Source organism: Pseudomonas sp. NY15354 (genome assembly GCF_048068075.1).
Lineage (GTDB): Bacteria > Pseudomonadota > Gammaproteobacteria > Pseudomonadales > Pseudomonadaceae > Aquipseudomonas > Aquipseudomonas guariconensis_C.
This window is the reverse complement of sequence record NZ_JBLUPV010000046.1, coordinates 1-24180: the sequence shown is the minus strand read 5'-3', so window position 1 is coordinate 24180 and position 24180 is coordinate 1. Positions and strand designations below refer to the sequence as shown.

The following is a 24180-nucleotide window of genomic DNA, read 5'->3' as shown; positions in this document are numbered from 1 at the left end:
GACCGCTTCGATCTTGAATTCTTCGGGGTAACGCTGACGACTCATGGCACCTCCTATTTGGGCCTCATTATGAGGCTTGGAGGTGTCTACGAAACCAGGGGCGATTCACTACTTCCGAATCGATCACTTGGTAGACCAATCGATACCCGCTACTTCGCAGCTTGATCTTGTAGCAATCGGACAAGCCATGCAGCCGGTTCGCCTCGACTCTCGGATTCAGCAAAACCGAAACGAGCTTTTTCTTGAGTTGCTGCCGGACCGTATCCCCCAGCTTTTGCCATTCCTTTAGCGCCCGCGCATCGAACTCAAGGCTATAGGTCATCCAGAGAAACCTTCACTCGCTGAGGGTCGGCAAGGCGCTCGCGAACGGTCGCCAGCAGCGCTTCATCCTCATCGGTCATCAGTACAGGTTTAAAGGGCAGTTGCCCGCGCTCGGCGACATATTGCAGCGTTTGGCGCATAAGCTCGGAGGGGGTGACACCCAAACGCTCAAGCTCACGATAGGCCCGGTTTTTGAGGTCGTCGTCGATACGCACATTGATTGAGGCCATGATGGCGCGCTCACTGTAATGACATTGGTCTTTACAGTGACGTAATTCTGAGGATCAGACAAGCACCTGGGCGGCACAAGCCGACGAAGCCTCACCTTTACGGTGGCCTTTTGTTTCCGCCATTGACGCCCATCAACCTCTCCCCTCGCATACCCCTTAGCCTGAAACCCCCAGGCCAAAACGGAGCAGGCGTCATGGCCAAGAAATTCCCACATAACCCCAGTCACCCCGAGCGTATCTGCTGGGGCTGTGACCTGTATTGCCCGGCAAAATCGCTGGCCTGCGGCAATGGCTCGGAACGGACACAGCACCCGGCAGAACTGTTCGGTGAGGACTGGGACGAGCAGCCCCAAGAGAACCCTGCGCCACTCTCGCGTGCCGATGACAAACCTTGAAATGCTTTCCCTCGATGCGTTATAGCTAAAAAGGCATCCATAAAGAAAAGAGGCACTACAAGCCCCCATGCACGAGATCACACGTATCCATCGGTCCCATGGCCCGCTTGCCGCTCTGCTTGGCAAGGCCACCGGGCCCTACCCTGCCGTTGTCCGCTCCACCCTCGGCTGCTCTCCTCTCTCGACGCTGTTCCATACCCTGTCGATTCCCCCTCGGGACATGTTGCTGGCGCACAAGCGCAAGCGCCCTGTGCCTCCACCTGCCTGCTGACACCTGAAGTCTTCATCCATCCACAACCCTAGGCTTGTCGCCGTTCGGGGTTGGGGAGGTTTTGCCTTTTTTCCGTGTTTACAGGACATCCTCATGACTATTCGCGTTGCCATCATCGGCGCCGGCCCGTCGGGTCTGGCGCAACTGCGTGCTTTCCAATCCGCCCATGCCAAGGGCGCGCCCATGCCCGAGGTGGTCTGTTTCGAGAAACAGGTCGACTGGGGCGGCATGTGGAACTACACCTGGCGCACCGGCCTGGACCAGCACGGCGAGCCGGTCCACGGCAGCATGTATCGCTACCTTTGGTCGAACGGCCCGAAGGAATGCCTGGAGTTCGCCGACTACAGCTTCGATGAGCATTTCGGCCGGCCGATTTCTTCCTACCCTCCTCGCGAGGTGCTGTGGGACTACATCCAGGGCCGTGTGAAGAAGGCCGATGTGCGCCAGTACATTCGCTTCAACACCGTGGTCAAGGCGGTGCGTTTCGATGACCAAAGCCGTACCTTCACCGTGACGGCCCATGACTATGCCCACGGCCAGGGCATCGAGCAGGTATTCGACTACGTCGTGGTGGCCAGCGGGCATTTCTCCACGCCGAACGTACCGTCCTTCCCGGGGTTCGAGCGTTTTTCCGGGCGCATCCTGCATGCCCATGATTTTCGCGATGCACTGGAGTTCGCCGGCAAGGACGTGCTGATTGTCGGCAGCAGCTATTCGGCTGAGGACATCGGCTCGCAGTGCTACAAGTACGGCGCGCGCTCGATCACCAGCGCCTATCGCACCCAACCCATGGGCTATCAGTGGCCGAAGGGCTGGGAGGAGCGGCCGCAATTGCAGCGGGTCGAGGGTGACGTGGCGCACTTTGCCGACGGCTCCAGCAAACGGGTCGATGCGATCATCCTGTGCACCGGTTATCAGCACCACTTCCCGTTCCTGCCCGATGAGCTGACCCTGCGCACCGACAACCGTCTGTGGCCACTGGGCCTCTATCAAGGTGTGGTCTTCGAGGCCAACCCGCAGTTGCTGTACCTGGGCATGCAAGACCTCTGGTACAGCTTCAACTTGTTCGACGCGCAAGCCTGGTTCGCCCGCGACCTGATGCTCGGCCGCATCCAGCTGCCGGACCAAGCGACTATGCAGGCCGACAGCGCGCGCTGGCGTGCCGATGAAGAAGCCTTGCAAACCACTGCCTCGATGTACGAATTCCAGGGTCGCTACATCCAGCACTTGATCGCCAAGACCGACTACCCCAGCTTCGACATCGATGCCGTCAACCGCATCTTCCTCAAATGGAAGCAAGACAAGAAGCACGACATCATGGGCTATCGAGACCGCTCCTACCGCTCGGTCATGACCGGCACCGCCGCCGTGCCGCACCACACCCGCTGGCTGCAAGCGCTGGACGACTCGCTGGAGGAATACCTGCGCGAAACCGCCGAACCCGGTGACGTCCAGATCCTGAGGCAAGACAAGCGCTGATGCGCATCTGACGTCGAGCACAAGCCGCGCGCAGGTAATAGTCTTTTACCGAAACCCCTGGTTTTCCGCGCGCGGCCTTTGCCTATCCTAGTGCGGGTCATCCTGTCAGCGATGGACCCATGAAAGACGCGCTCCCCACCCGCTACGCCTGCCTGGCGACCTGCCTATTGTTCACCTTCGTCAGCCTCCCGTTTCTTGCCCAACACGCGTGGCTCTGGCCGCTCACACTGCTCACCGCCGTGCTCAGCCTGGTCGGCCTCAATGACCTACGCCAGAGCCATCATGCGGTGCGGCGCAACTACCCGATCCTGGGCAACATCCGTTACCTGATCGAGACCATTCGCCCGGAGATCCGCCAGTACCTGATCGAGGGCGACGACGACAAGCTGCCGTTCTCCCGCTCCCAGCGCTCTCTGGTCTATGCCCGCGCCAAGAACGAGAGCGCCGAGAAGGCCTTCGGCACACTCAACGATGCCTACAAGCCTGGCTTCGAATTCATCAGCCATTCGATGGTGCCGGTGCCGGCGCCCGACCCGGCGTCGTTTCGCATCAGCATCGGCGGCCCGCACTGCCAGCAGCCGTATTCGGCCTCCATTTTCAATATTTCGGCGATGAGTTTCGGTGCGCTCAGCGCCAACGCCATCGGCGCCCTGAACAAGGGCGCGCGCCTGGGGCGCTTCGCCCACGACACCGGAGAAGGCAGCATCAGCCCCTACCACCGCGAACACGGTGGTGACCTGATCTGGGAAATCGGCAGCGGCTACTTTGGCTGCCGCACCGATGACGGCCGCTTCGACCCGGCGCGCTTTGCCGAACAGGCACGCGATCCGCAGGTGAAGATGATCGAGCTAAAGCTCAGCCAAGGCGCCAAGCCCGGTCATGGCGGCATCCTGCCAGGGCACAAGGTCAGCGCCGAGATTGCCGCCACCCGTGGTGTGCGGGTCGGCGAGGACTGCATTTCGCCGGCGGCCCACAGCGCCTTCCGCACGCCATTGGAGCTCCTGCAATTCATTGCCCGTCTGCGTGAGTTGTCTGGCGGCAAGCCGGTGGGTTTCAAGTTCTGCCTGGGCCATCCCTGGGAGTTCATGGCCATCGCCAAGGCCATGCTGGCCACCGGGATCACGCCCGACTTCATCGTCGTCGATGGCAAGGAAGGAGGCACCGGCGCTGCGCCTCGGGAATTCAGCGACAACATGGGCGTGCCCATGCGGGAAGGGCTGATGTTCGTGCACAACACATTGGTCGGCCTGAACCTGCGCGAGCGGGTGCGCATCGGCGCAGCGGGCAAGATCGTCAGTGCGTTCGATATCGCCAGTACGCTGGCCATCGGTGCTGACTGGGTCAACTCGGCACGGGGTTTCATGTTCGCCATTGGCTGCATTCAGTCGCAAAGCTGCCATACCAACAAGTGCCCCACCGGTGTGGCCACTCAGGATCCGCTGCGCCAACGCGCCTTGGTGGTACCGGAAAAGGCCGAGCGGGTGGCGAGCTTTCATCGCAATACGCTGCATGCCCTGGCCGAGATGCTTGCAGCGGCGGGCCTGGAACATCCGTCGGAGCTCAAGCCCAAGCACCTGGCACGGCGCATCAGCCCGAGCGAGATCAGCCTGTTTTCACAGTTGCATCAGTTCCTCAAGCCCGGCGAATTGCTCGGCGGCTCGATCGAGAACGAGTTCTATGGGCGGATGTGGCGGATGGCTTGCAGCGACAGCTTCGCGCCACAAACCGCAGACAGCGTCGCGCCAGTGACAGCGGTACGCCGAAAAGAAACAGCCCCGGCATAAACCGGGGCTGTTCGGGACGCGAGTGTGGGATCAGAAGACGTTGATCGGGTACTCGACGAAGACGCGAACTTCGTTGCCGCTGATGTTGTACTCGCTGGACTTCTGCGAGACACGCAGGACGGAGCTGCGCAGCTTGACGCTCAGGTCCTTGGCTGCACCGCTCTGTACCACGTACTTGAGCTGGTTGAAGATTTCGCGCTCGGTACCGCCAGTGCTGGTCGAGGTGGTGATGTTATCGCCACGCACGTACGCAACGTTGTAGGTCAGGCCTGGAACACCAAAGGCGGTAAAATCAAGGCCGTAGCCCAGCTGCCAGCTGCGCTCGTCTTCGGCGTTGAAGTCGGACCAGTAAGAGTTGGCCAGGAAGATGGTGCTGCCACCATCGCCAAATCGGTCTTGGCTCTGGTAGCCGCCGTAGGCGTAACCCAGGTTGCTATCGCCGGTAGAGCGCTGGTGGGCCAGGGTGAACGAGTGCGGACCGGTGGCGAAGGTAGCCGCCAAGCTCCAGATCTTGTTGTCGTCGCCAGTCACGTTGTGTTTGCGGACATAGGAGTTGTCCAGCTTGGTACGGTACCCGTTGAAGTCCAGGGTCAGGGACTGGTCTTTGCTGATCGGGAACACGTAGTTGGCGCCTACGTATTGCTTCTTCAGCACGTCTTCAACGTCGGAGGCATACAGAGCGGCGGTGAACTGGTCGGTGAACTTGTAGCTACCGCCCAACACGTTGATCGACTTCAGGCCACCACTGTCACGGCCCTCGGCGCTCTTGCGCGACTCGGCGGTGAAGCGACCGGCGTTCAGCTCAAGGCCTTTGATCTCCTTGGAGGTGATCAAGGTACCGGTGTAGCTTTCCGGCAGCAGACGCGCGTTGTCGTAGTTCAGAACAGGCAGCGCAGGCATCTGGTCACCGTACTTCAGTACAGTGTTGGAGACGCGGAACTTGACCGCTGCGCCGCCTTTGGAGAGATCGTCCGCAGCGTTGCCGCTATCGCCTTGCTTGAAGAAGTCGATGCCTCCCGCACCACTACGACCTTTACCACCGTCCAGGCGCACGGCGTACAGACCGAATGCGTCGACACCGACCCCAACGGTCCCTTGGGTGAAGCCAGACGAGAACGTACCGATGACCCCTTGGCCCCATTCGGCTTTGTCTTTGTTACCGTCTTTGTAGTCGCGGTTTATGTAGGCATTGCGCAGCAAGACATTCAGCTGGCTGTCTTCGACGAAGCCCTTGCTTTCGGCTTGGTCGTTGGCCTGGGCCTGGGTCGCGGCGATCATCGCCAGAGCGACCAGACTGATCCTGGTTTTCAACATCTTGTTTTCCTTATCTCTGAATTTTTAAACGCTCTGCAACCCGACGCCAGGAACCAACGCCCCTTCGTAGGTTCGACGCTATGCGGATCCAAAAACTGAAAAGGCCCGTCATGTTCATGCAACGGGCCTTGTGCAACAGCATGGCCAAGTCATGGCCAGCAGGCGTTGGCCGAATCCTAGCCCTGCCTGCTTGGGGATGTCAAAAAATCGTGAAATGCAGGTGCTTATAACCAGAATCACGACTACAACATGGGAATTTCCGGACAATTCCCTGCGACATCAGGTTTTTCCCCTATTGCTGACAGCGCTCCTGCCTTGCCAACGTGCGCATCCAGTGCATCGGATGGCCCCAAAAGTGGGTTGAGTATTTTTTACAAACTGACACACATGTAAAGACAAGAGCTTACAAATTACCTGAGCGACCACTAATAGCACTCGTTATCATCCGCACTCAATTTTCATTTATTGTTTTGCGGATTCTCAATGTCTGTACCCTCCCACCTCTCCCCCTTATCCCTTGGGCTGTCGCTGCTGTTCGGAGCGAGCCTGGCCAATGCCGCTACCACCACCCTGCCAGAACTCTCGGTCACCGCCGATCGCCAGCGCGAAGACGACAACCCCAGGGTCCATGAAGTCAGCACGGCAACCCGTACCTCAACCCCGGTGCGCTACGTGCCGCAGGCCATCGACACCGTCAAGACCCGCAACGTCCTCGACTACGGCAGCTTCAGCCTGGGCAAGGCACTGGAGGGCATTCCCAACGTCAGCAGCGGTGCCGATACCCGCTTCGACAGCTTGCGCATCCGCGGCTTCGACGCCAGCAACGACTTCTATCTGGACGGCGTGCGCGATGACAGCCAATACGTGCGCGACCTGCACAACATCGAGCGGGTCGAAGTGCTCAAGGGGCCGGCGGCGGTGCTCTATGGCCGTGGCAGCCAGGGCGGTATCGTCAATCGGGTGAGCAAGGCCCCGGAGCATGGCCGTCGCTCGAGCATCGAGGCCCAGGGCGGCAGCGAAGACCTGCGCAGCCTGTATGCCGACCTGAGCGCCGACCCCAGCGATACCCTCAGCCTGCGCCTGAACCTCGGCAACCAGGACAACAACAGCTTCCGCGACGGCATCGACGGCAGCCGTCAGCTGTTCGCACCCTCCATGAGCTGGCAGTTGACCCCCGAGCTGAACTGGCTGGTGCAATACGAATACAGCCGCTACAACCGCACGCCCGATCGCGGCATCCCAGGCGATCCACAGACCGGGCGTCCCGTCGATGTCAGTCGTCACACCACCTACGGTGATACCCAGCGCGACTTCATCGATGACCGTGCCCAGTCGCTGCGCTCGCGCCTGAACTACGAGCTAGGCGAGCACTGGCAACTGCGCCACACGCTCAGCCTGTTCAACCTGGAGAGCGACTTCGACAACACCTACCTCACCGGCTACTCCCCTTCCACCGGCCAGGTGAGCCGACAGCGCTGGCAGCAAGACCTGAGCACTCGCAACCTGTTCAACACCCTGGAGGCCGAAGGCCATCTGCAAACCTTCGGCCTCGAGCACACCCTGCTGGTCGGCCTGGAGCTGGGCGAGCAGCGTCGTAATTCGTTGCTGCACCAAGGGGTCGGCGTGCCTTCCGTACCCCTGGGAGGCTCCAGTCGGCAACAGCAGCACAACGGTGCGCTGAAGGTGTCCAGCAACAACCACACCCGGGTGGAAAGCGCGGGCCTCTATGTACAGGACCAGATCCGCCTCAACGACCAATGGCAGCTGCTGGCAGGCGTGCGTTTCGATCGCTTCGAGGTGCAAACCACCAGCAAGGTGAAGAACCTCACCGAAACCCAGGAAAGCACCAGCACCAGCCCGCGCGTGGGCGTGATCTATTCGCCGTGGCGCGAACACTCGTTCTATGCGTCCTGGAGCAAGACCTTTTCGCCGGTCGGCGGTGGCTTGATCGGCATCACGCCTGGCGCACCGGGCAATGGCAATGAGGCAGGCCCGGAGCTCACCCGGCAGAAGGAGATCGGCGTCAAGAGCGATTGGTTCGACGAGCGCCTGAGTACCACACTCGCCCTCTATGAGCTGGAGCTGTACAACCGCCGTACCCGCGACCCGAACAACCCCGAGCTTGTCCAGCTCAGCGGCGAGCAGCGCTCACGGGGCATCGAGCTGACGGTCATGGGCAATGTCACCGGCGATTGGTATGTGCGCGGAGGCGTGGGCGTGCAGGATGCGACCATCGTCAAGGACAACAGCGGCCAGCAAGGCAACCGCATCAATGACGTGGCCAAGCGCAACGCCAGCCTGTTCGTCACCTGGAAACCAGAACTCGGCTGGTACGCCGAAACCGGCCTGACCCTGGTGGGCGACCGATACGCCGACAATCAGAACACCATCAAGCTGCCCGGCTATGGCCGCTGGGATGCCCTGGCGGGCTACCGCACTCACGACTGGGATGTGCGTGCGGCCTTGAGCAACCTCACCGACAAGACCTACTACAGCTCGGCCACCAGCGCCAACCAGATCCAGTTCGGTGATCCACGCAGCCTGGTCGTGACCGGCACCTACAGCTTCTGATCCGCCCGGGCGCTCGGGCCTTACCAGTTATGGCCCAAACAAAAACGCCACCGCGATAGTCACGGTGGCGTTTTCGTTTGACCCCGCCTGTGCCGGATCAGTGCCAGACGGCCATCAACGCTTCCAACTCAGCCTCGCTGATCAGGCCTTGCGGGTATCGCCCATCGAGTAGACGCCGTGGGTCGTCCGTCTCGAAACGATAGCCTCCATGGCTTTTCAGCCACTGGGCCAGAACCTTGAGCGATTCGTGGTCCATCACCGAGGAAGGCATAGCCGACTCACTTGTTGCATTCATGTCCACACGTACTCCAGGTGCCGTGAGCGGCTAACTTACGTTGGTTTTATTACAGAAAGGCAAAGCGCTATCTGATTGAAACACCTGAAAAACAATACAAGAGGTATGCCATCGTCCCCCTCCGGTGATCGGCGGGCACAAAAAAGCCCGTCGATGGACGGGCCTTTTTGCAATCAGTGGCTTAGCGCTTGACCGGCGCCGGCTGCTGTTGAGTCAGGCAGTGGATATTGCCTCCGCCCAGCAGCAGTTCACGGCCCGGGATCATGACCACTTCATGGTCCGGGAAGACCTTGGCCAAGATCGCTCTGGCTTGGGCATCAGCGGGATCATCAAAGCTTGGGGCGATGATGCCGCCATTGACGATCAGGAAGTTGACATAGGAGCCGGCCAGGCGCACAGAAGGATCGCGCTCCTGGCTGCCGGCCACATGGTCGACGCCTGCGCACTCTTGTTCGGTGGCGTACAGCGGGCCCGGAATCGGCATCTTGTGCACGACGAATTCACGGCCCTTGGCATCGCGGCTGTTTTTCAGCACCTCGTAGGCGGCGTGGCAGCGCGCGTAGTTGGGGTCGTTGGAATCATCGGTCCAGGCCAGTAACACTTCGCCTGGGCTGACGTAACAGCAGAAGTTGTCGACGTGGCCGTCGGTCTCGTCGTTGTACAGGCCATCTGGCAGCCAGATGATGGTTTCGACGGCCAGGTGCTCACGCAGAATGTCTTCGATCTGCTCACGGTTGAGGTGCGGGTTGCGGTTGCGATTGAGCAGGCACTCTTCGGTGGTGATCAGCGTGCCTTCGCCGTCCACATGGATCGAACCGCCTTCGAGCACGAAGCCTTCGGTGTGGTAACGCTGGCAGCGCTCCATCTCCAGGACCTTGGCCGCCAGTTCCTCGTCGCGGTTCCAAGGCGCGTACAGGCCACCGTCGAAGCCGCCCCAGGCATTGAAGCCCCAGTCCACACCGCGTACTTCGCCGTGGTCGTTGATGACGAAGGTCGGGCCGGTATCACGCACCCAGGCGTCGTCGTTGCTGATTTCCACCACGCGGATGTTGGGGACGTCCAGCTGGCGACGGGCGTTCTCGTACTGGCCAGCGGAGGCGGCGACGGTAACCGGTTCGAAGCGGGCGATGGCCTTGGCCAGGGTCACATGCGCAGCTTGCGCCGGCTTGCCGCCCAGGCGCCAGTTGTCCGGGCGCTCCGGCCAGACCATCCAGACCTGGGTTTGCGGCGCCCACTCGGCGGGCATGTGGAAACCGTCGGCACGCGGGGTCGAGTTGAGGGTTTTCATCGGTAACCTCTGCGAGGGCCCGGCGTCGACTGCGCCAGGTCATTGATAAAAGAGGGCGGCTTGCTGTGAAGCGGCCATTCATTACACCATTATATACTCGATAAAAATCGAACTTAAAAGCGATCCAATAAATTATTTGGTCATAAAAAAGCCACCTAAGCCGATAACAATCGACTCAGGTGGCTCAGATTCGCGACTTACAGCGCTTCGGACAGGATCCGGTCCACGCTATCGACGAAGTAGTCCACGCTCGCCCGGGTGGTGCACATGGGCGGCTTGATCTTGAGGATGTTCAGGTAGTCGCCGGTCGGCTGCATGAAGATGCCCAGATCGCGCAGGCGGTTGCACAAGGTCATCGTCTCCTCGGTGGCAGGCTCCAGCGTCTGGCGGTCGCGCACCAACTCGAGGCCCAGATAGAACCCGGAGCCGTGGGCTGCTCCGGCAAGCGGATGTTTATCGACCAATGCTTCCAGGCGCGCCTTGAAGTAACGGCCTACATCGCGGGTGTTCTCCCAAAGACCTTCCTCCTGCATGACATCCAGCACCGCCATGCCAATGCGGCAACTGACCGGGCTGCCACCGGCCGAGGAGAAGAAGTAACCCTCAGCCTCCAGGGCCTCGGCAATCTCCCGCCGGGTGATCACCGCGCCCAGTGGCTGGCCGTTGCCCATGCCCTTGGCCATGGTGATGATATCCGGCACCACGCCCTGCTCCTCGAAGCCCCAGAAGTATTCACCGAGGCGACCGTAGCCGACCTGCACCTCGTCGGCGATGCACACCCCGCCTCGGGCCCGAACCTTGGCGTAGGCCTCGCGCAGGTAGCCCGCCGGCAGCGAGATACCCCCGGCATTGCCGTACACCGGCTCGCAAATGAATCCGGCCAGCTGTCGGCCCCGGGCGTCGAGATCGGCCAGTTTCGCATCCACGTCCTGCAGATAGCCGCAGGCGCTGTCCGGCCCACGGAAGCGCCCGCGGAAGGTATTCGGCGCCTCCACTGGATGCACCCAGTCCGGCCGCGTTTCCAGAGCCTGCGGGTTGTCGGCGATGGACGTGGAAATGGCGTCGGTGGCTACTGACCAGCCATGGTAGGCCTCCAGCACGCTGAGCAGATCGCGCCCACCGCTGTAGGCCCAGGCCAGGCGGATGGCCAGGTCGTTGGCCTCGGTGCCGCTGTTGACCAGAAACACCCGGTCGAAGCCTTCCGGCGCCAATGCCAACAATCGCTCGGAGAACTCGGCGATCGCCGCGTAGTGGAAGCGTGAGTTGGTATTGACCAGCGACCACTGGCGCGCCGACTCGGCAGCCATGCGCGGATGCCCATGGCCCAGCACGGCCACGTTGTTGAGCATGTCCAGGTAGGATCGGCCCTGCATGTCGATCAGGTAGTTGCGCCAGCCCCGCTCGATGTGCGGTGGCTGCGCGTAGTAGTGCTTCTGCGAGCGGGCGAAACTGGCGTCACGGCGCGCCAGCAGGGCCTGGGCGTCGACCAGAGGTTCGGCATCGCAATCAAAGCCCAGCAAAGCGCGGGGGGACGGACACACCGCCAACCAGGCCTGGGCATGGGATGGCTTGGCGAAGAATGGCGGCTGATGATGTTCATCCCGGCTCAATTGGACGCTCAAGAAGCCGCAGGTCAGGCCCAGGGCTTGCCCTTTGGCCAACGCCTGGCCGTCCTGCGGCGCCTCTTCCAACCCTGCCAGCCACAGGCTCCAGTCGGCTGTGCGCAGCCGGCCGCGGCCCTCGCCGATGCGCTCCCAGACACCCGCTTGCGGCGCCTGCAACGCCGTGCCAGCCGGCACGTTCAGTTCCACGCCCAAGGCGCAGGTGGATGGCTCCTCGGGGCGATCGATGTGCGTCTGCGACAGGCGGTACTGCCCGTACAGGGTGCAGGCCGGTCCTGCCTGTGCGGTCAGTAATCGCTGGTCGAAGCCGGGCAGCTCCCAATTGCCGGCTACGCATTGCGGGCTGAGCACGCCCAGGTCGACGCGCGCCACCGCCTCGCCGGCCAAGGCCGGAATCAGCGGCGCGCAGCCCGACAGTGCCAGCGGTGCCAGGGTGTGTCCTGCGGCCTGGAGAATCGCGGCCTCCATTAGAGCGAAAGGCACGGCGCTGGCAGTGTCGAAGATCTCCCACTCATGGGCGATGTTGTCGAGGATGTACTGGTTGCCGGGCTCTACCTGCAATTGTTGTTCGCTGCTGAGCACGAGCACGGCCGCACGCATCAGCACAAGCGGCCACAAGGCACGCAGCTCGGCTTCTTGCAGCGGGTTGGTGGCCTGGTACGCCTGGATGGCCGGCAGGATGCGCAGGGGGTCACCTTCGGCGTGGTGCAGCAGGGCCGCGCAGGTCACCGACAGGTCGGCGATGCGCCAGGTACGCACCAGATCGCCGAAGTCGATGACGCCCTGCAGTTGCCACTGGCGCTCGGCATCACGGGCCCAGACCGCATTGTCGTCGGTGATGTCCAGGTGCACGGCCTGGGTCGGCAGGGCTGCTGCCAACGGTTGCAGGCGCTCGACGGCGAGGCCGGTGAGTTGCTGCACACGGACGCGACGGGATGGGTCCTGCAGGATCGGTAGCAAATGCTCGATCAATGCCTGGGCGTGGCGCGGGTCCCACTGCAGGGTGCGCTCGAGCCCAGGATGGTCGAAAGCGGCCAGCGCCTGGTCGACACGCGCGCACAACGCGCCCAGCTCAGCGATCAGGCGCGGCTCCATGTGCTTGAGGCGCGTCAGTGGCTGGCCCTCGATATAGTCGAGCAGACGCACGCGCAACGCCTGGCCGTCGATGTCCACGGCCAGCAGATCCTGGCCATCGCGAGCCTGGCGCACGGCCGGCACCGGCACCCCCTGCTCCTTGAGGTAGGCAAGCGCCGCATGTTGCGCCTCGAGCTCCACCTGGGCATAGCTGGCGTGGCAGGCCTTGAGCACGAAGCGGCCCTGCTCGCTGTCCAGCAGCAGGTTCAGGTCCTGCTGACTGCCCAATGGCTGCAGGGGCCCGTCCAGATCGTAATGCGCGCGCAGCAGGGCATGGGCCTGGGCTTCGCTGAGCGAAGGGTTGGGCTGGCGGGAACGCTGGATCAGGGTGCTCAAGAGCATGGAAAGAAACCTCGGTTTTTTTGTCGCTTATATCGCCACTGCTGCTGCCGATATACAAGAGGCTGGCGATAAAAGCCTTGGTAACGCAAAGGCTGTTCCACACTGCCCAGCTTTACCGGACAATGCCGCCGCACAAGCCGGATCTGACCGCAGCGACCCGGCCGACACGCTAAGCTCCACTGGAGCTTCCTTCAGACCCAGAGGTTCCTTCAGATGCGAATTCTCGTCACCGGTGGTGCCGGTTTCATTGGCTCCGCCCTGATCCGCCACCTGATCGACAATACCGAGCACGAGGTCCTGAACCTCGACAAACTGACCTACGCCGGCAACCTGGAGTCGCTGCAACGCATCGCCAGCAATACCCGCTACGAACTTGTCCAGGCCGATATCGGCGATGCGGCCACGGTCAGTGCCGTGCTGGAGCGTTTCCAACCCGACGCGATCATGCACCTGGCCGCCGAATCCCACGTGGACCGCTCCATCGATGGCCCGGCGGAATTCATCCAGACCAACATCGTCGGCACCTACACCCTGCTCGAAGCCACCCGGGCCTGGTGGAGTCGCCTGCCATCGCACGCACGCGAAGCATTTCGCTTCCACCATATTTCCACGGACGAGGTCTACGGCGACCTGCACGGTGCCGATGAGCTGTTCACCGAGACCACGCCCTACGCGCCAAGCTCGCCCTATTCGGCGAGCAAAGCGGCGTCCGACCACTTGGTACGCGCCTGGCAGCGCACCTATGGCCTGCCGGTGCTGGTCACCAATTGCTCGAACAACTATGGCCCGTTCCACTTCCCCGAAAAGCTCATCCCGCTGATGATCCTCAGCGCCCTGGCCGGCAAACCGCTGCCGGTGTATGGCGACGGCCAGCAGGTGCGCGACTGGCTCTTCGTCGACGACCATGCCCGTGCCCTGCTCAAGGTGGTGACCGAAGGCCAGGTCGGTGAGACCTACAACATCGGCGGGCACAACGAGCAGAAGAATATCGACGTCGTGCGCGCCATCTGCGCGCTGCTCGAGGAACTGGCACCTGAGCACCCCGTCGGCGTGGCCCGCTACACTGACCTCATCACCTTCGTCCACGACCGCCCTGGCCATGACCTGCGCTACGCCATCGACGCCAGCAAGATCGAACGGGAGCTGGGCTGGGTGCCCGAGGAGACGTTCGAGAGCGGGCTGCGCAAGACCGTGCAGTGGTATCTGGACAACCTCCAGTGGTGCCGCCATGTCCAGGATGGCAGCTACCAGGGTGAACGCCTGGGACACTCCAATTTCAAGGATCTGATCGCATGAGCAAAGGCATTGTCCTGGCGGGGGGCTCCGGCACCCGCCTGCACCCCATCACGCTTGGCGTTTCCAAACAGCTGTTGCCCATCTACGACAAGCCGATGATCTACTACCCGGTCTCGGTACTGATGCTGGCCGGCATTCGTGACATCCTGCTGATCTCCACCCCCCGCGACCTACCCCAGTATCGCCAGCTGTTCGGCGACGGCAGCCAGTTCGGCCTGCGGATCAGCTATGCCGAACAACCTTCCCCCGACGGCCTGGCCCAGGCGTTCCTGATTGGCGAGCAATTCATCGGCAACGACCCGGTGTGCCTGATCCTGGGCGACAACATCTTCCACGGTCAAAGCTTCACCGAGCAGCTGACCCGCGCAGCCAGCTACCCCTCGGGCGCGACCGTGTTCGGCTACTGGGTCAAAGACCCGGAGCGCTTCGGCGTGGTCGACTTCGACGACCAGGGCCGGGCACTGTCGATCGAGGAGAAACCTGCCGCGCCCAAGTCCAGCTATGCCGTCACGGGTTTGTATTTCTACGACAACGACGTGATCGAGATCGCCAAGAGCCTGCGCCCGTCCCCCCGGGGCGAGCTGGAGATCACCGACGTCAACAATGCCTACCTCGAGCGCGGCGACCTGCGCGTGGAGCGGTTCGGGCGTGGCTTCGCCTGGCTGGACACCGGCACCCACGAGAGCCTGCTGGAAGCCTCGCAGTACGTGCAGACCATCGAGAACCGCCAAGGCCTGAAAGTCGCCTGCCTGGAAGAAATCGCCTACCAGAAGGGCTGGATCACCCGTGACCAGCTGCTGGCCAAGGCAAACGAACTGAAGAAGACTGGTTACGGTCAGTACCTGAGCAAGATTGCCGAAGAGCCCACATGAACATCATCCCCACCGACATCCCCGACGTGCTGATCATCGAACCCAAGGTGTTTGGCGACAGTCGGGGGTTTTTCCTTGAAAGCTTCAACGCCAGAGACTTCGCGTCGCATACCGGCCTGGACATCACCTTCGTCCAGGACAGCCACTCCTATTCGCGTAAAGGTGTGCTGCGGGGCCTGCACTACCAGGTCGAGAACACCCAGGGCAAACTCGTCCGCGTGGTGCGCGGCGAGGTGCTGGACGTGGCCGTCGACGTACGCCGCAGCTCCCCGACTTGCGGCCGCTGGGTGAGCGCTCGCCTGTCGGCCGAGAACTTCCGCCAGATGTGGGTACCACCAGGGTTCGCCCATGGGTTCGTGGTGTTGAGCGAGGAAACCGAGTTCCTCTACAAGACCACCGACTACTACAACCCCGCTGCCGAGCGCTGCATCCGCTGGGACGACCCGACCCTGGCCATCGACTGGCAACTGCAAGCAGCGCCGCAGCTGTCCGCCAAGGACCAGCTTGGCAAGCTGTTCAGCGAGCTCGATCTGCTGCCATGAAACCACTGAAGATTCTCGTCTGCGGTCACAACGGCCAACTGGCCCAGGCCTTGGGCCCACAACTGGCCGACCTGGGCGAGGTACTGCTGCTCGGACGCGATCAGCTCGACCTGGCCAACCCCGAGGGCCTGCGCGAGCCCTTACGGCAACTGGCCCCCGACCTGATCATCAACGCCGCCGCCCACACCGCGGTGGACCAGGCCGAGAGCGAGCCGGAACTGGCCTTCGCCATCAACGCCGAAGGCCCGCGAGTATTGGCCGAGCAAGCAGCGCAACTTGGCGTGCCATTGATCCACTACTCCACCGATTATGTCTTCGATGGCGACAAAGCCAGCCCCTACACCGAGGCGGACACACCGAACCCGCTGGGCGTCTATGGACGCAGCAAGCTGGCCGGCGAACAGGCCATCAGCGCGGTGGACGGCGAGCACCTGATCCTGCGCACCAGCTGGATCTACTCGCGGCATGGGCGCAACTTCCTGCTGACCATGCAACGCCTGCTGCAGGAGCGCCCGCAACTGCGCGTGGTCGACGACCAGATCGGCGCGCCGACCTGGGCCGGCACCCTCGCCGCCAGCACCCGTGCCCTTATCGAGCGTTGGCAGGCAGGCCAGGCCGGCGCCTGGGGCATCTACCACCTGACAGCCCAAGGCGAGACATCCTGGTTCGGCTTTGCCCAGGCCATTGCCGAGCAACTGCGAGCCCAAGGTCTGCCCTGCGCCGAGCTACTGCCGATCCCGTCCAGCGAGTACCCGACACCTGCCCGCCGACCACTGAATTCGCGCCTGGACTGCTCGCGCCTGGCCCGTGAGTGGCAAGTCCAACAGCCACACTGGCACCAAGCGCTGATCGACTGCCTCAAGTAGCGCATAATTGCGCCAGATCCTTCTGGCGCATCCCTTGATGATTTCGACTTCCACGCCTCCACGCCGTCCACGCTGGCGCAGCCTTGCCCTGCTGGCCCTGTGCCTGGCGCCGTTGCTCTGGCCACTGCACCACCTGGCCGAGCGTTACTACCAGGAGGAGCTGGCCTCCCAGAACCGCCAGACCCTCGACCTGTATGTCGCCAACCTGCTGGGCACCCTGCACCGCTACGAGACCTTGCCGCAGATCCTCGGCGACCTGCCGGCCCTGCGCGGTGCGCTCCACGACCCGTTCAAGACCGAAGCGGTGACCAATGCCAACCGCTTGCTCAAGGAAATCGTCGAGCAGACCGGGGCCGAAGTCATGTACCTGATGGACGTCAGCGGCAATACCCTGGCGGCCTCCAACTGGGACAAGCACGACAGTTTCGTGGGCCGAAACTTCGCCTTCCGGCCGTACTTCCTCGAAGCCATGGAAGGGCGTTTGGGGCGGTTCTTCGGCCAAGGCACCACCTCGGCCAAGCGTGGTTACTTCTTCGCCGCAGCCGTGCATGACCGGGACAAGATCGTGGGCGTGCTGGTGGTCAAGGTCGACCTGGACCACACCGAAACCCTGTGGGGCCGTACCCCCGAGCAACTGCTGCTGACCGACCAGAATGGCGTGGTGGTGCTGACCTCGCGGCCCGACTGGCGTTTTCGCGCCACCCGGACGCTGAGCGCCGCCGAGCGCGAAGCGATCGTCGCCATACAGCCCTACCCGACCCAAGCCCCGCAACCGCTCAACCTCAATACGGCGGCCTGGCTGATCCAGACCCGCAGCATCAAGGAGACCGGCTGGCAAGTCAGCATTCTCGCCCCGCGCACCCTGGTCGACCGCTCCGTGCAGACGGTCATGGCCATCGGTGCCGGCGCCTTGCTGGTGCTGATGTTGCTGGCAGGCCTGGTGATGCAGCGCCGGCGCCACTACATCGACCGCATCGACTTCGAAGCACGCGGGCGCCAGGAACTGGAAAAACGCGTGATGGAGCGAACCGCCGACCTCGAAGGCCTGAACACGCGCTTGAAAAAAGAAGTGCTCGAGCGCGAGCAGGCCCAGCAGGAGTTGGTCCGCGCACAGGACGAGCTGGTCCAGGCCGGCAAGCTGTCAGTGCTCGGCACCATGTCCGCCAGCATCAGCCATGAACTCAACCAGCCCTTGGCCGCCATCCGCAGCTATGCCGAAAATGCCGAGATCCTGCTCGACCATCAACGCACCGAGGATGCCCGTGGCAACCTCAAGCTGATCGGCGAACTGACCGGGCGCATGGCCTCGATCATCACCCACCTGCGCGCCTTCGCCCGTCGCGACCGGCACGCCCCGGAAAGCGTCGCCCTGCAACCGGCGCTGGACGACGCCCTGGCGTTGCTGGCCAAGCGCCGCCGGGCCATGGCCGTGGAGCTGGTCCGTGACCTGCCCGACGCCACGCTGTGGGTCCAGGCCGGCGAGACCCGCCTGCGCCAGGTGCTCGGCAACCTGCTGGCCAATGCCCTCGACGCCCTGACCGAGAAAGCCAACCCCCGCAAGCTGTGGCTCAGTGCCGAAACCCGCGACGGCTACGTCTACCTGTACATCCGCGACAACGGGCCAGGCTTCAGCAGCCAGGCCTTGGCGCACGCCAAGGAGCCCTTCTTCACCACCAAGACCCGCACCCAGGGCTTGGGGCTGGGGCTGGCGATCTGCGAAAGCCTGATGCGCGCCCTGGGGGGTGAACTGCTGCTCGGCAACCACCCGGAAGGAGGCGCCTTGCTCACCCTGCAGCTGCGCGTGGCCACGCCCGGCGCCAACCTGCAACCTTCGGAGGACCCCTCGGCATGACGACCGAGACACTGATCGACAGCCGCACCCAGGTCATCTTGGTGGATGACGACCCGCACCTGCGCCAGGCCCTGAGCCAGACACTGGACCTGGCCGGCCTGAAGGTCACGACGCTGGCCGATGCCCAGGGCCTGGCCGAGCGCATCGAACCGGACTGGCCTGGCGTGGTGGTCAGTGACATCCGCATGCCCGGCATCGACGGCCTGCAATTGCTGGAACAACTGCATGGGCGCGACAACGACCTCCCGGTACTGCTGATCACCGGCCACGGCGACGTGCCGCTGGCCGTACAAGCCATGCGCGCCGGGGCCTATGATTTTCTCGAAAAGCCCTTTGCCAGCGACGCCCTGCTCGACAGCGTGCGCCGCGCCCTGGCCTTGCGCCGCCTGGTGCTGGACAACCGCAGCCTGCGCCTGGCCCTGAGCGATCGTCAGGAACTGGCCACACGCCTGGTCGGCCAGTCACCGGCCATGCAACGCCTGCGCGAGCAGATCGGCGCCCTGGCCGCGACCCGCGCCGATGTGCTGATCCTCGGCGAGACCGGTGCCGGCAAAGAGGTGGTCGCCCGCGCGCTGCACGACTTGTCGAGCCGCCGCGACGGGCCTTTCGTGGCGATCAATGCCGGTGCCCTGGCCGAATCGGTGGTCGAGAGCGAGCTGTTTGGCCATGAGTCCGGCGCCTTTACCGGCGCGCAGAAGCGCCGCATCGGCAAGTTCGAGTTCGCCAATGGCGGGACGTTGTTCCTCGATGAAATCGAAAGCATGAGCCTGGATGTCCAGGTCAAGCTGCTGCGCCTGTTGCAGGAGCGGGTGGTGGAGCGCTTGGGTGGCAATCAGTTGATCCCGCTGGACATCCGCATCATCGCCGCCACCAAGGAAGACCTGCGCCAGGCCGCCGACCAGGGGCGTTTTCGCGCCGACCTGTATTACCGCCTGAACGTAGCACCGCTGCGCATCCCGCCGTTGCGCGAACGCGGCGACGATATCCTGGTGCTGTTCCAGCATTTCGCCGACGCCGCCAGCGAACGCCACGGCCTGCCGCCCCACAGCCTGCAGCCGGCCCAGCGCGCCCTGCTGCTGCGGCACGACTGGCCGGGTAACGTGCGCGAGCTGCAGAATGCTGCCGAACGCTTCGCTCTGGGCCTCGATCTGGCGCTCGATGGCCAGGTGCCAAGCACGGCCACCACGATTGAGCCTGAGCGTAGCGGCACACTCAGCGAACAGGTCGAACAGTTCGAGCGGTCGCTGATCACCGCCGAGCTCGCCCAACCCCACAATTCCCTGCGCAGCCTTGCCGAAGCCCTTGGCATCCCGCGCAAGACGCTGCACGACAAACTGCGCAAGCACGGCCTGAACTTCGAAGGCGGTGCCAGCGGACACGACGATCAGGAGGAGATCCGCCCATGACCACCGACAGCCAGTACTTGCAGTCCGTGCTGCACAGCGACATTCCCCTGACGCGGGAGATGGGCATGGCCGTCATCGGCTGGGAGGATCACTGCCTGCGCCTGCAACTGCCGCTGGCGCCCAACGTCAATCACAAGAGCACCATGTTCGGTGGCAGCCTGTACTGCGGCGCGGTACTGGTGGGTTGGGGCTGGTTGCACTTGCGCTTGCGCGAGCTGGGTATCGATGACGGGCATATCGTCATCCAGGAAGGCCAGATCAGCTACCCGCTACCGGTTACCGGTACCGCCGTGGCGCGCTGCGAAGCACCGGACGACAAGACCTGGGAACGCTTCGTGGCGATGTACCAGCGCCGCGGCCGGGCGCGCCTGACACTCGACACCGTGGTCTGCAACGCAGGCAACGACGAACCCGCCGTGAAGTTCAGCGGGCAGTACGTGTTGCATCGATAGGGCTTGCCGTTGCCAGGGAGCTCAGCGGCCGATCGCCGCTGCCAACTGCAACAATGCCGGTCGCCATGGGGCCGCGCTGGGCAGGGCCAGGAAGAAGTCATTGAGCAGGGATTCGCGCGCCGGGTAGCGGAAGGGTTGGCCATCCAACCCAATCACCTCGCCCCCGGCCCCTTCCAGCACGCCCTGGGCGGCAGCGGTATCCCATTGGGACGTCGGCGCCAGCCGCGGATAGCAATCTGCGGCACCTTCGGCCAACAGGCAGAATTTCAGCGAACTGCCAACATTGGCCAGCTCCAGCTCACCGACGGCGCTGCCCAGCCCGCCCAACAGGGCTTCCTGCTGAGGGCTGGAATGGCGTTTGCTGGCGACCACCGTGAAACGCCCACCCGCCGGCGGTTGCTGACGCACCTGGATCGGCTCGGCGGCGGTGTTTGCTTCAGCGCGCCAGGCGCCCAGCCCTCGGCCGCCGAAGTAGCAGCGGCCATTGGTCGGCATCGCCACCACACCAAACACCACCTCACCCTCTTCGATCAAGGCGATGTTGACCGTGAACTCCTCGCTGCCGGCGATGAACTCCTTGGTGCCATCGAGCGGATCGACCAGCCACCAACGGCGCCAGGCCTGGCGCTCGACCAGCGCAATGTCGCAATCCTCTTCCGACAGCACCGGGATGTGCGGGGCCAGCGCCTGCAAGCCATCCGCGATCACCTGGTGAGCGGCGAGGTCGGCGGCAGTCACCGGCGAGTCGTCAGCCTTGGCGGTCACCGCCACATCCGCGCGCCAGAACGGCAGAATCGCCTCGCCCGCCAGGTGGGCCAGTCTCACCACTTCGTCCATCAGTTGCTGATCGTTCATACGCTGAGCAGCCCCCGCTGAATCATCAGGTCGCGGGCCAGGTACAGCGCCGCCAGCGCCCGGCCTTCGGAGAACTGCGGGTGCATGGCCAGCGCCGACAATTCACGCAAATTGACCTTGTCCACACGCATCGGCTCGGGCTCATCACCCTCCAATCGCTCTTCGTACAGGTCGGTGGCGAGTACCACCTGGATCTTCTGGCTCATGTAGCCGGGCGACAGGGACAGTTCGGTGAGGTGTTCCAGTTGGCGAGCGCCGAAACCGGCCTCTTCCTTGAGCTCGCGGTTGGCTGCAGCCAGCACGTCCTCGCCAGGCTCGATCAGGCCCTTGGGCAGGGACAACTCGTATTCGTCGGTGCCACCGCAGTATTCCTCCACCAGCACGGCATGTTCGGCGTCGAGCATGGCCACCACCATCACCGCGCCATAGCCATTGCCGCGACCGACCAGGCGCTCGTAGGTCCGCTCGGTACCGTTGGAAAAACGCAACTGCACGGCTTCGACGCGGAACAGACGACTGCTGGCGACGATCTCGCGGGCGAGGACGGTGGGTTTCTGGCGCATGGGGCGGCTCCTTGGCGTGAACGAGTTACTATACCGTGGCTTGCCGACCGAACGAGAGTTTCCCATGCCTGTTCTTCCCTGGTCCGCCATCGATACCGTCCTGCTGGACATGGATGGCACCCTGCTCGACCTGCACTACGACAACCAGTTCTGGCTGGAACACCTGCCCCAGCGCTACGCCGAGCTGCACGGCGTCAGCCGGGCCATGGCCGAGCTCGAGCTGCAGCCACTGTTCGAGCGCAATGCGGGAACGCTCAACTGGTATTGCCTGGATTTCTGGAGCCGCGAACTGAACCTGCCGATCCGCGCGCTCAAACAGGAAATCGCCGACCTGATTGCCCTGCGGCCGGACGCCGATACCTTCCTCGCCGCGATCCGTCAGGCCGGCAAACGCGTGGTACTGATCACCAATGCCCATCGCGACTCGCTGTCGCTGAAGCTGGAACGGGTGGAACTCGCGCCCTATTTCGAGCGGCTGATCAGCTCCCACGACTACGGATATCCCAAAGAGAGCCCAGAATTCTGGGACGCGCTGCAGGCTGACATTGGCTTCGAGCCTGCGCGCAGCCTGTTCATCGACGACACCCTGGCGATCCTGCGCAGTGCGCGGCGCTTTGGCGTGGCGCATTTGCTGGCGGTGCGCCAACCCGACAGCAAGGCCGGGCCGCGTGATACCCAGGAGTTCGCGGCGGTGGAGGATTACCGCCAGCTGCTGGCAGGTCTGTAAGAATGCATTCGCGGGTAAACCCGCTTTCACAGGATCATCTGTGGAAGCGGGTTTACCCGCGAACAGGGAGACAGGCAATCAGTCAGGAATGCGCAAAACCTGCCCCGGATAGATCTTGTCCGGATGCTTGAGCATCGGCTTGTTGGCCTCGAAGATCTTGTTGTACTTGTTGGCATCGCCATACTCGGCCTTGGCGATGGCGCTCAAGGTGTCGCCTTTCTTGACCGTGACGAAGCGCGCCGCCTGGGCCACGGGCCCTGCGACGGTGATCTGGTCGTCCACCGACGCCACGCCATCGATGTTGCCCGCCGCCAGGATGATCTTCTCCTTCTCTTCCTGGCTCGCCACCTCGCCCTTAAGCACAATCGTATCGCCTTGCACGGTGGCGGAAATGTTCGGGTTGCCCAGGCCGACGGATTCGACGTGCTTCTTGAGCTGCGCCTCGGCATTGGCGTTTCCGGGCGTCAGCAGGTCGATCAGTTTCTCACCGGCTTCCTTCACGAAACTGAACAGACTCATGTCACTCTCCTTGAGGATCAAACGGGGGAAGCAGGAGTCTAGGACAGACTTGGCCAACCCGCCTCGCCAAGCCCATCGACGCGCTCTATCAGGGGATAGAACCTAGCGACTAGACGTCGCCCGCCCGCAAGCCTAGGCTTGTGCAGGTAACAAGCCGCCGGTAATCCGCTCCGATGAACAGCAAACCCCCAGTCTGCGCGGCGTCCATGCCTCTTACCCTGCCTGCCGCCAGTAATACCTACGACTACGTACAACTCACCGATGACGTGCGCGACACCACGCCGCTCGCCGAAGAAGTGGCCCTGGCCATCGTCTATAACGGCCTGAACCAGGCGGTGATGCTGGTCAGCCCTACCGATCTGGAAGACTTCGCCGTCGGGTTCAGTGTCGGCAGCGGCATTGTCGCCAGCACTGACGACATCTATGACGTGAAGCTCTCTGGCAGCGGCTCGGCGCTCTACGCCGATCTGGAAATCTCCAGCCGCGCCTTCTGGAACCTGAAGAACCAACGGCGCCAGTTGGCCGGTACCAGCGGTTGCGGCTTGTGTGGCGTCGAGGCCCTGGAACAGGCGCTGCCGGAGCTGACCACCCTCCCCGGCGCCCCCCTGCCCCCGGCGCAATGGCTGGCCGGGCTACGTCAACGCATCGATGCTTTCCAGCCCTTGGGCCAGCATTGCGGCGCGGTGCATGCGGCACTGTTCATGGACCGTGAAGGCGAGCTGCTACTGGGCCGTGAAGACATCGGGCGCCACAACGCCCTGGACAAGCTGATCGGCGCCCTGCTGCGCCAGCGCATCGATACCAAAGGCGGCCTGGCCATCGTGACCAGCCGTTGCAGCCTGGAGTTGATCCAGAAGGTCCTGCGCGCCGGGATCCAGACCCTGGTCAGCCTCTCGGCACCGACCGGCTTGGCCCTGCAATGGGCCCGCAAGCACAACCTCAACCTGATCCATCTGCCCAAACACAGCGCACCGCGGGTGTACAGCCCGGTGGCGGAGTAGGTGTAGAAATGACCTCGAATGCGCCCGAGACGATGGTCGCAACTTGTGTACGAAAGCTGGCGAACAGCCATTAAAAAAGGTTCTTCACGGATTGCCGGGAAAGTCATTCTTGATCTTCATGAAGAAGAATTCGCTGTCCCGGTAGCCGTAAGCCATCCGTTTGATGACCTTGATCCGATTGTT

General features: G+C 63.0%; 22 protein-coding genes and 1 pseudogene. 13 read left to right on the top strand and 10 right to left on the bottom strand.

The window, feature by feature from the left end; all coding sequences use genetic code 11:
- Positions 1–106: 106 nt before the first annotated feature.
- A pseudogene (locus ACNFCH_RS24950) lies at positions 107–322 on the bottom strand (type II toxin-antitoxin system RelE family toxin); the annotation flags it as partial.
- Positions 312–551, bottom strand: coding sequence for a type II toxin-antitoxin system RelB/DinJ family antitoxin (locus tag ACNFCH_RS24945; RefSeq protein ID WP_337159425.1), 240 nt, complete (start codon positions 549–551; stop codon positions 312–314). The pseudogene ACNFCH_RS24950 and the gene ACNFCH_RS24945, both read right to left, overlap by 11 nt.
- A 194-nt stretch (positions 552–745) precedes the next feature.
- On the opposite strand from ACNFCH_RS24945, the gene ACNFCH_RS24940 reads away from it, so the two are divergent.
- The 3 genes from ACNFCH_RS24940 to ACNFCH_RS24930 all read left to right on the top strand — a co-directional run bounded on the left by ACNFCH_RS24940 (position 746) and on the right by ACNFCH_RS24930 (position 4480).
- The gene (locus ACNFCH_RS24940; protein WP_416744335.1) at positions 746–946 is read left to right on the top strand and encodes a DUF3079 domain-containing protein; all 201 of its coding nucleotides are present in this window, start codon (positions 746–748) and stop codon (positions 944–946) included.
- 364 nt (positions 947–1310) lie between these two features.
- On the top strand, positions 1311–2696 hold the full coding sequence (locus ACNFCH_RS24935; protein WP_416744333.1) for a flavin-containing monooxygenase: 1386 nt from the start codon (positions 1311–1313) through the stop codon (positions 2694–2696).
- A gap of 119 nt (positions 2697–2815) precedes the next feature.
- On the top strand, positions 2816–4480 hold the full coding sequence (locus tag ACNFCH_RS24930) for an FMN-binding glutamate synthase family protein (protein ID WP_416744332.1): 1665 nt from the start codon (positions 2816–2818) through the stop codon (positions 4478–4480).
- 30 nt (positions 4481–4510) lie between these two features.
- Here ACNFCH_RS24930 and ACNFCH_RS24925 read toward each other — a convergent pair whose 3' ends face one another.
- Positions 4511–5794: an OprD family porin gene (locus ACNFCH_RS24925; protein WP_416744330.1), complete on the bottom strand. Its 1284-nt coding sequence runs from the start codon at positions 5792–5794 to the stop codon at positions 4511–4513.
- A gap of 483 nt (positions 5795–6277) precedes the next feature.
- Here ACNFCH_RS24925 and ACNFCH_RS24920 point away from each other — a divergent pair, with 483 nt between their 5' ends.
- Positions 6278–8365: a TonB-dependent receptor gene (locus ACNFCH_RS24920; protein WP_416744328.1), complete on the top strand. Its 2088-nt coding sequence runs from the start codon at positions 6278–6280 to the stop codon at positions 8363–8365.
- 97 nt (positions 8366–8462) lie between these two features.
- Here the strand turns inward: ACNFCH_RS24920 and ACNFCH_RS24915 are convergent, their stop codons facing one another.
- The 3 genes from ACNFCH_RS24915 to ACNFCH_RS24905 all read right to left on the bottom strand — a co-directional run bounded on the left by ACNFCH_RS24915 (position 8463) and on the right by ACNFCH_RS24905 (position 13046).
- Positions 8463–8660, bottom strand: a complete 198-nt coding sequence (locus tag ACNFCH_RS24915) for a hypothetical protein (RefSeq protein ID WP_416744326.1) — start codon at positions 8658–8660, stop codon at positions 8463–8465.
- Positions 8661–8841: 181 nt separating this feature from the next.
- Positions 8842–9948, bottom strand: coding sequence for an agmatine deiminase (gene aguA / locus ACNFCH_RS24910; RefSeq protein ID WP_196163307.1), 1107 nt, complete (start codon positions 9946–9948; stop codon positions 8842–8844).
- 197 nt (positions 9949–10145) lie between these two features.
- Positions 10146–13046, bottom strand: coding sequence for an aminotransferase (locus tag ACNFCH_RS24905; RefSeq protein ID WP_416744324.1), 2901 nt, complete (start codon positions 13044–13046; stop codon positions 10146–10148).
- A gap of 213 nt (positions 13047–13259) precedes the next feature.
- Here ACNFCH_RS24905 and rfbB point away from each other — a divergent pair, with 213 nt between their 5' ends.
- Genes rfbB through ACNFCH_RS24870 form a run of 7 tightly spaced genes read left to right on the top strand, consistent with a single transcriptional unit; the run spans position 13260 to position 20332 of the window.
- The gene (rfbB, locus tag ACNFCH_RS24900; RefSeq protein ID WP_416744322.1) at positions 13260–14342 is read left to right on the top strand and encodes a dTDP-glucose 4,6-dehydratase; all 1083 of its coding nucleotides are present in this window, start codon (positions 13260–13262) and stop codon (positions 14340–14342) included.
- Complete coding sequence (gene rfbA / locus ACNFCH_RS24895; protein ID WP_337159417.1) at positions 14339–15214, top strand: glucose-1-phosphate thymidylyltransferase RfbA; 876 nt, start codon at positions 14339–14341, stop codon at positions 15212–15214. Before rfbB ends, rfbA begins: the two co-directional genes overlap by 4 nt.
- A complete protein-coding gene (rfbC, locus tag ACNFCH_RS24890; RefSeq protein ID WP_337159416.1) occupies positions 15211–15756 on the top strand; it encodes a dTDP-4-dehydrorhamnose 3,5-epimerase in 546 nt (181 codons plus the stop codon). Before rfbA ends, rfbC begins: the two co-directional genes overlap by 4 nt.
- Positions 15757–15761: 5 nt before the next feature.
- Positions 15762–16622, top strand: coding sequence for a dTDP-4-dehydrorhamnose reductase (gene rfbD, locus ACNFCH_RS24885; RefSeq protein WP_416744339.1), 861 nt, complete (start codon positions 15762–15764; stop codon positions 16620–16622).
- A gap of 37 nt (positions 16623–16659) precedes the next feature.
- Positions 16660–18474: a sensor histidine kinase gene (locus tag ACNFCH_RS24880; protein WP_337159415.1), complete on the top strand. Its 1815-nt coding sequence runs from the start codon at positions 16660–16662 to the stop codon at positions 18472–18474.
- Positions 18471–19880, top strand: a complete 1410-nt coding sequence (locus tag ACNFCH_RS24875; protein WP_416744319.1) for a sigma-54-dependent transcriptional regulator — start codon at positions 18471–18473, stop codon at positions 19878–19880. Before ACNFCH_RS24880 ends, ACNFCH_RS24875 begins: the two co-directional genes overlap by 4 nt.
- The gene (locus tag ACNFCH_RS24870) at positions 19877–20332 is read left to right on the top strand and encodes a YiiD C-terminal domain-containing protein (protein WP_337159413.1); all 456 of its coding nucleotides are present in this window, start codon (positions 19877–19879) and stop codon (positions 20330–20332) included. Before ACNFCH_RS24875 ends, ACNFCH_RS24870 begins: the two co-directional genes overlap by 4 nt.
- Positions 20333–20353: 21 nt before the next feature.
- Here ACNFCH_RS24870 and cysQ read toward each other — a convergent pair whose 3' ends face one another.
- Positions 20354–21187: a 3'(2'),5'-bisphosphate nucleotidase CysQ gene (gene cysQ, locus ACNFCH_RS24865; protein WP_337159412.1), complete on the bottom strand. Its 834-nt coding sequence runs from the start codon at positions 21185–21187 to the stop codon at positions 20354–20356.
- A complete protein-coding gene (gene nudE, locus ACNFCH_RS24860; RefSeq protein WP_043208324.1) occupies positions 21184–21750 on the bottom strand; it encodes an ADP compounds hydrolase NudE in 567 nt (188 codons plus the stop codon). The genes cysQ and nudE overlap by 4 nt, the downstream gene beginning before the upstream one ends.
- Positions 21751–21814: 64 nt before the next feature.
- On the opposite strand from nudE, the gene yrfG reads away from it, so the two are divergent.
- The gene (gene yrfG / locus ACNFCH_RS24855) at positions 21815–22477 is read left to right on the top strand and encodes a GMP/IMP nucleotidase (RefSeq protein ID WP_416744315.1); all 663 of its coding nucleotides are present in this window, start codon (positions 21815–21817) and stop codon (positions 22475–22477) included.
- Positions 22478–22555: 78 nt separating this feature from the next.
- Here the strand turns inward: yrfG and lysM are convergent, their stop codons facing one another.
- On the bottom strand, positions 22556–22996 hold the full coding sequence (gene lysM / locus ACNFCH_RS24850) for a peptidoglycan-binding protein LysM (RefSeq protein ID WP_416744313.1): 441 nt from the start codon (positions 22994–22996) through the stop codon (positions 22556–22558).
- Positions 22997–23169: 173 nt separating this feature from the next.
- Here lysM and fdhD point away from each other — a divergent pair, with 173 nt between their 5' ends.
- Positions 23170–23997: a formate dehydrogenase accessory sulfurtransferase FdhD gene (fdhD, locus tag ACNFCH_RS24845; RefSeq protein ID WP_337159410.1), complete on the top strand. Its 828-nt coding sequence runs from the start codon at positions 23170–23172 to the stop codon at positions 23995–23997.
- 84 nt (positions 23998–24081) lie between these two features.
- On the opposite strand, the gene ACNFCH_RS24840 is transcribed toward fdhD, so the two are convergent.
- The coding region (locus ACNFCH_RS24840; RefSeq protein WP_416744337.1) for a transposase at positions 24082–24180 on the bottom strand (99 nt) is incomplete at its 5' end.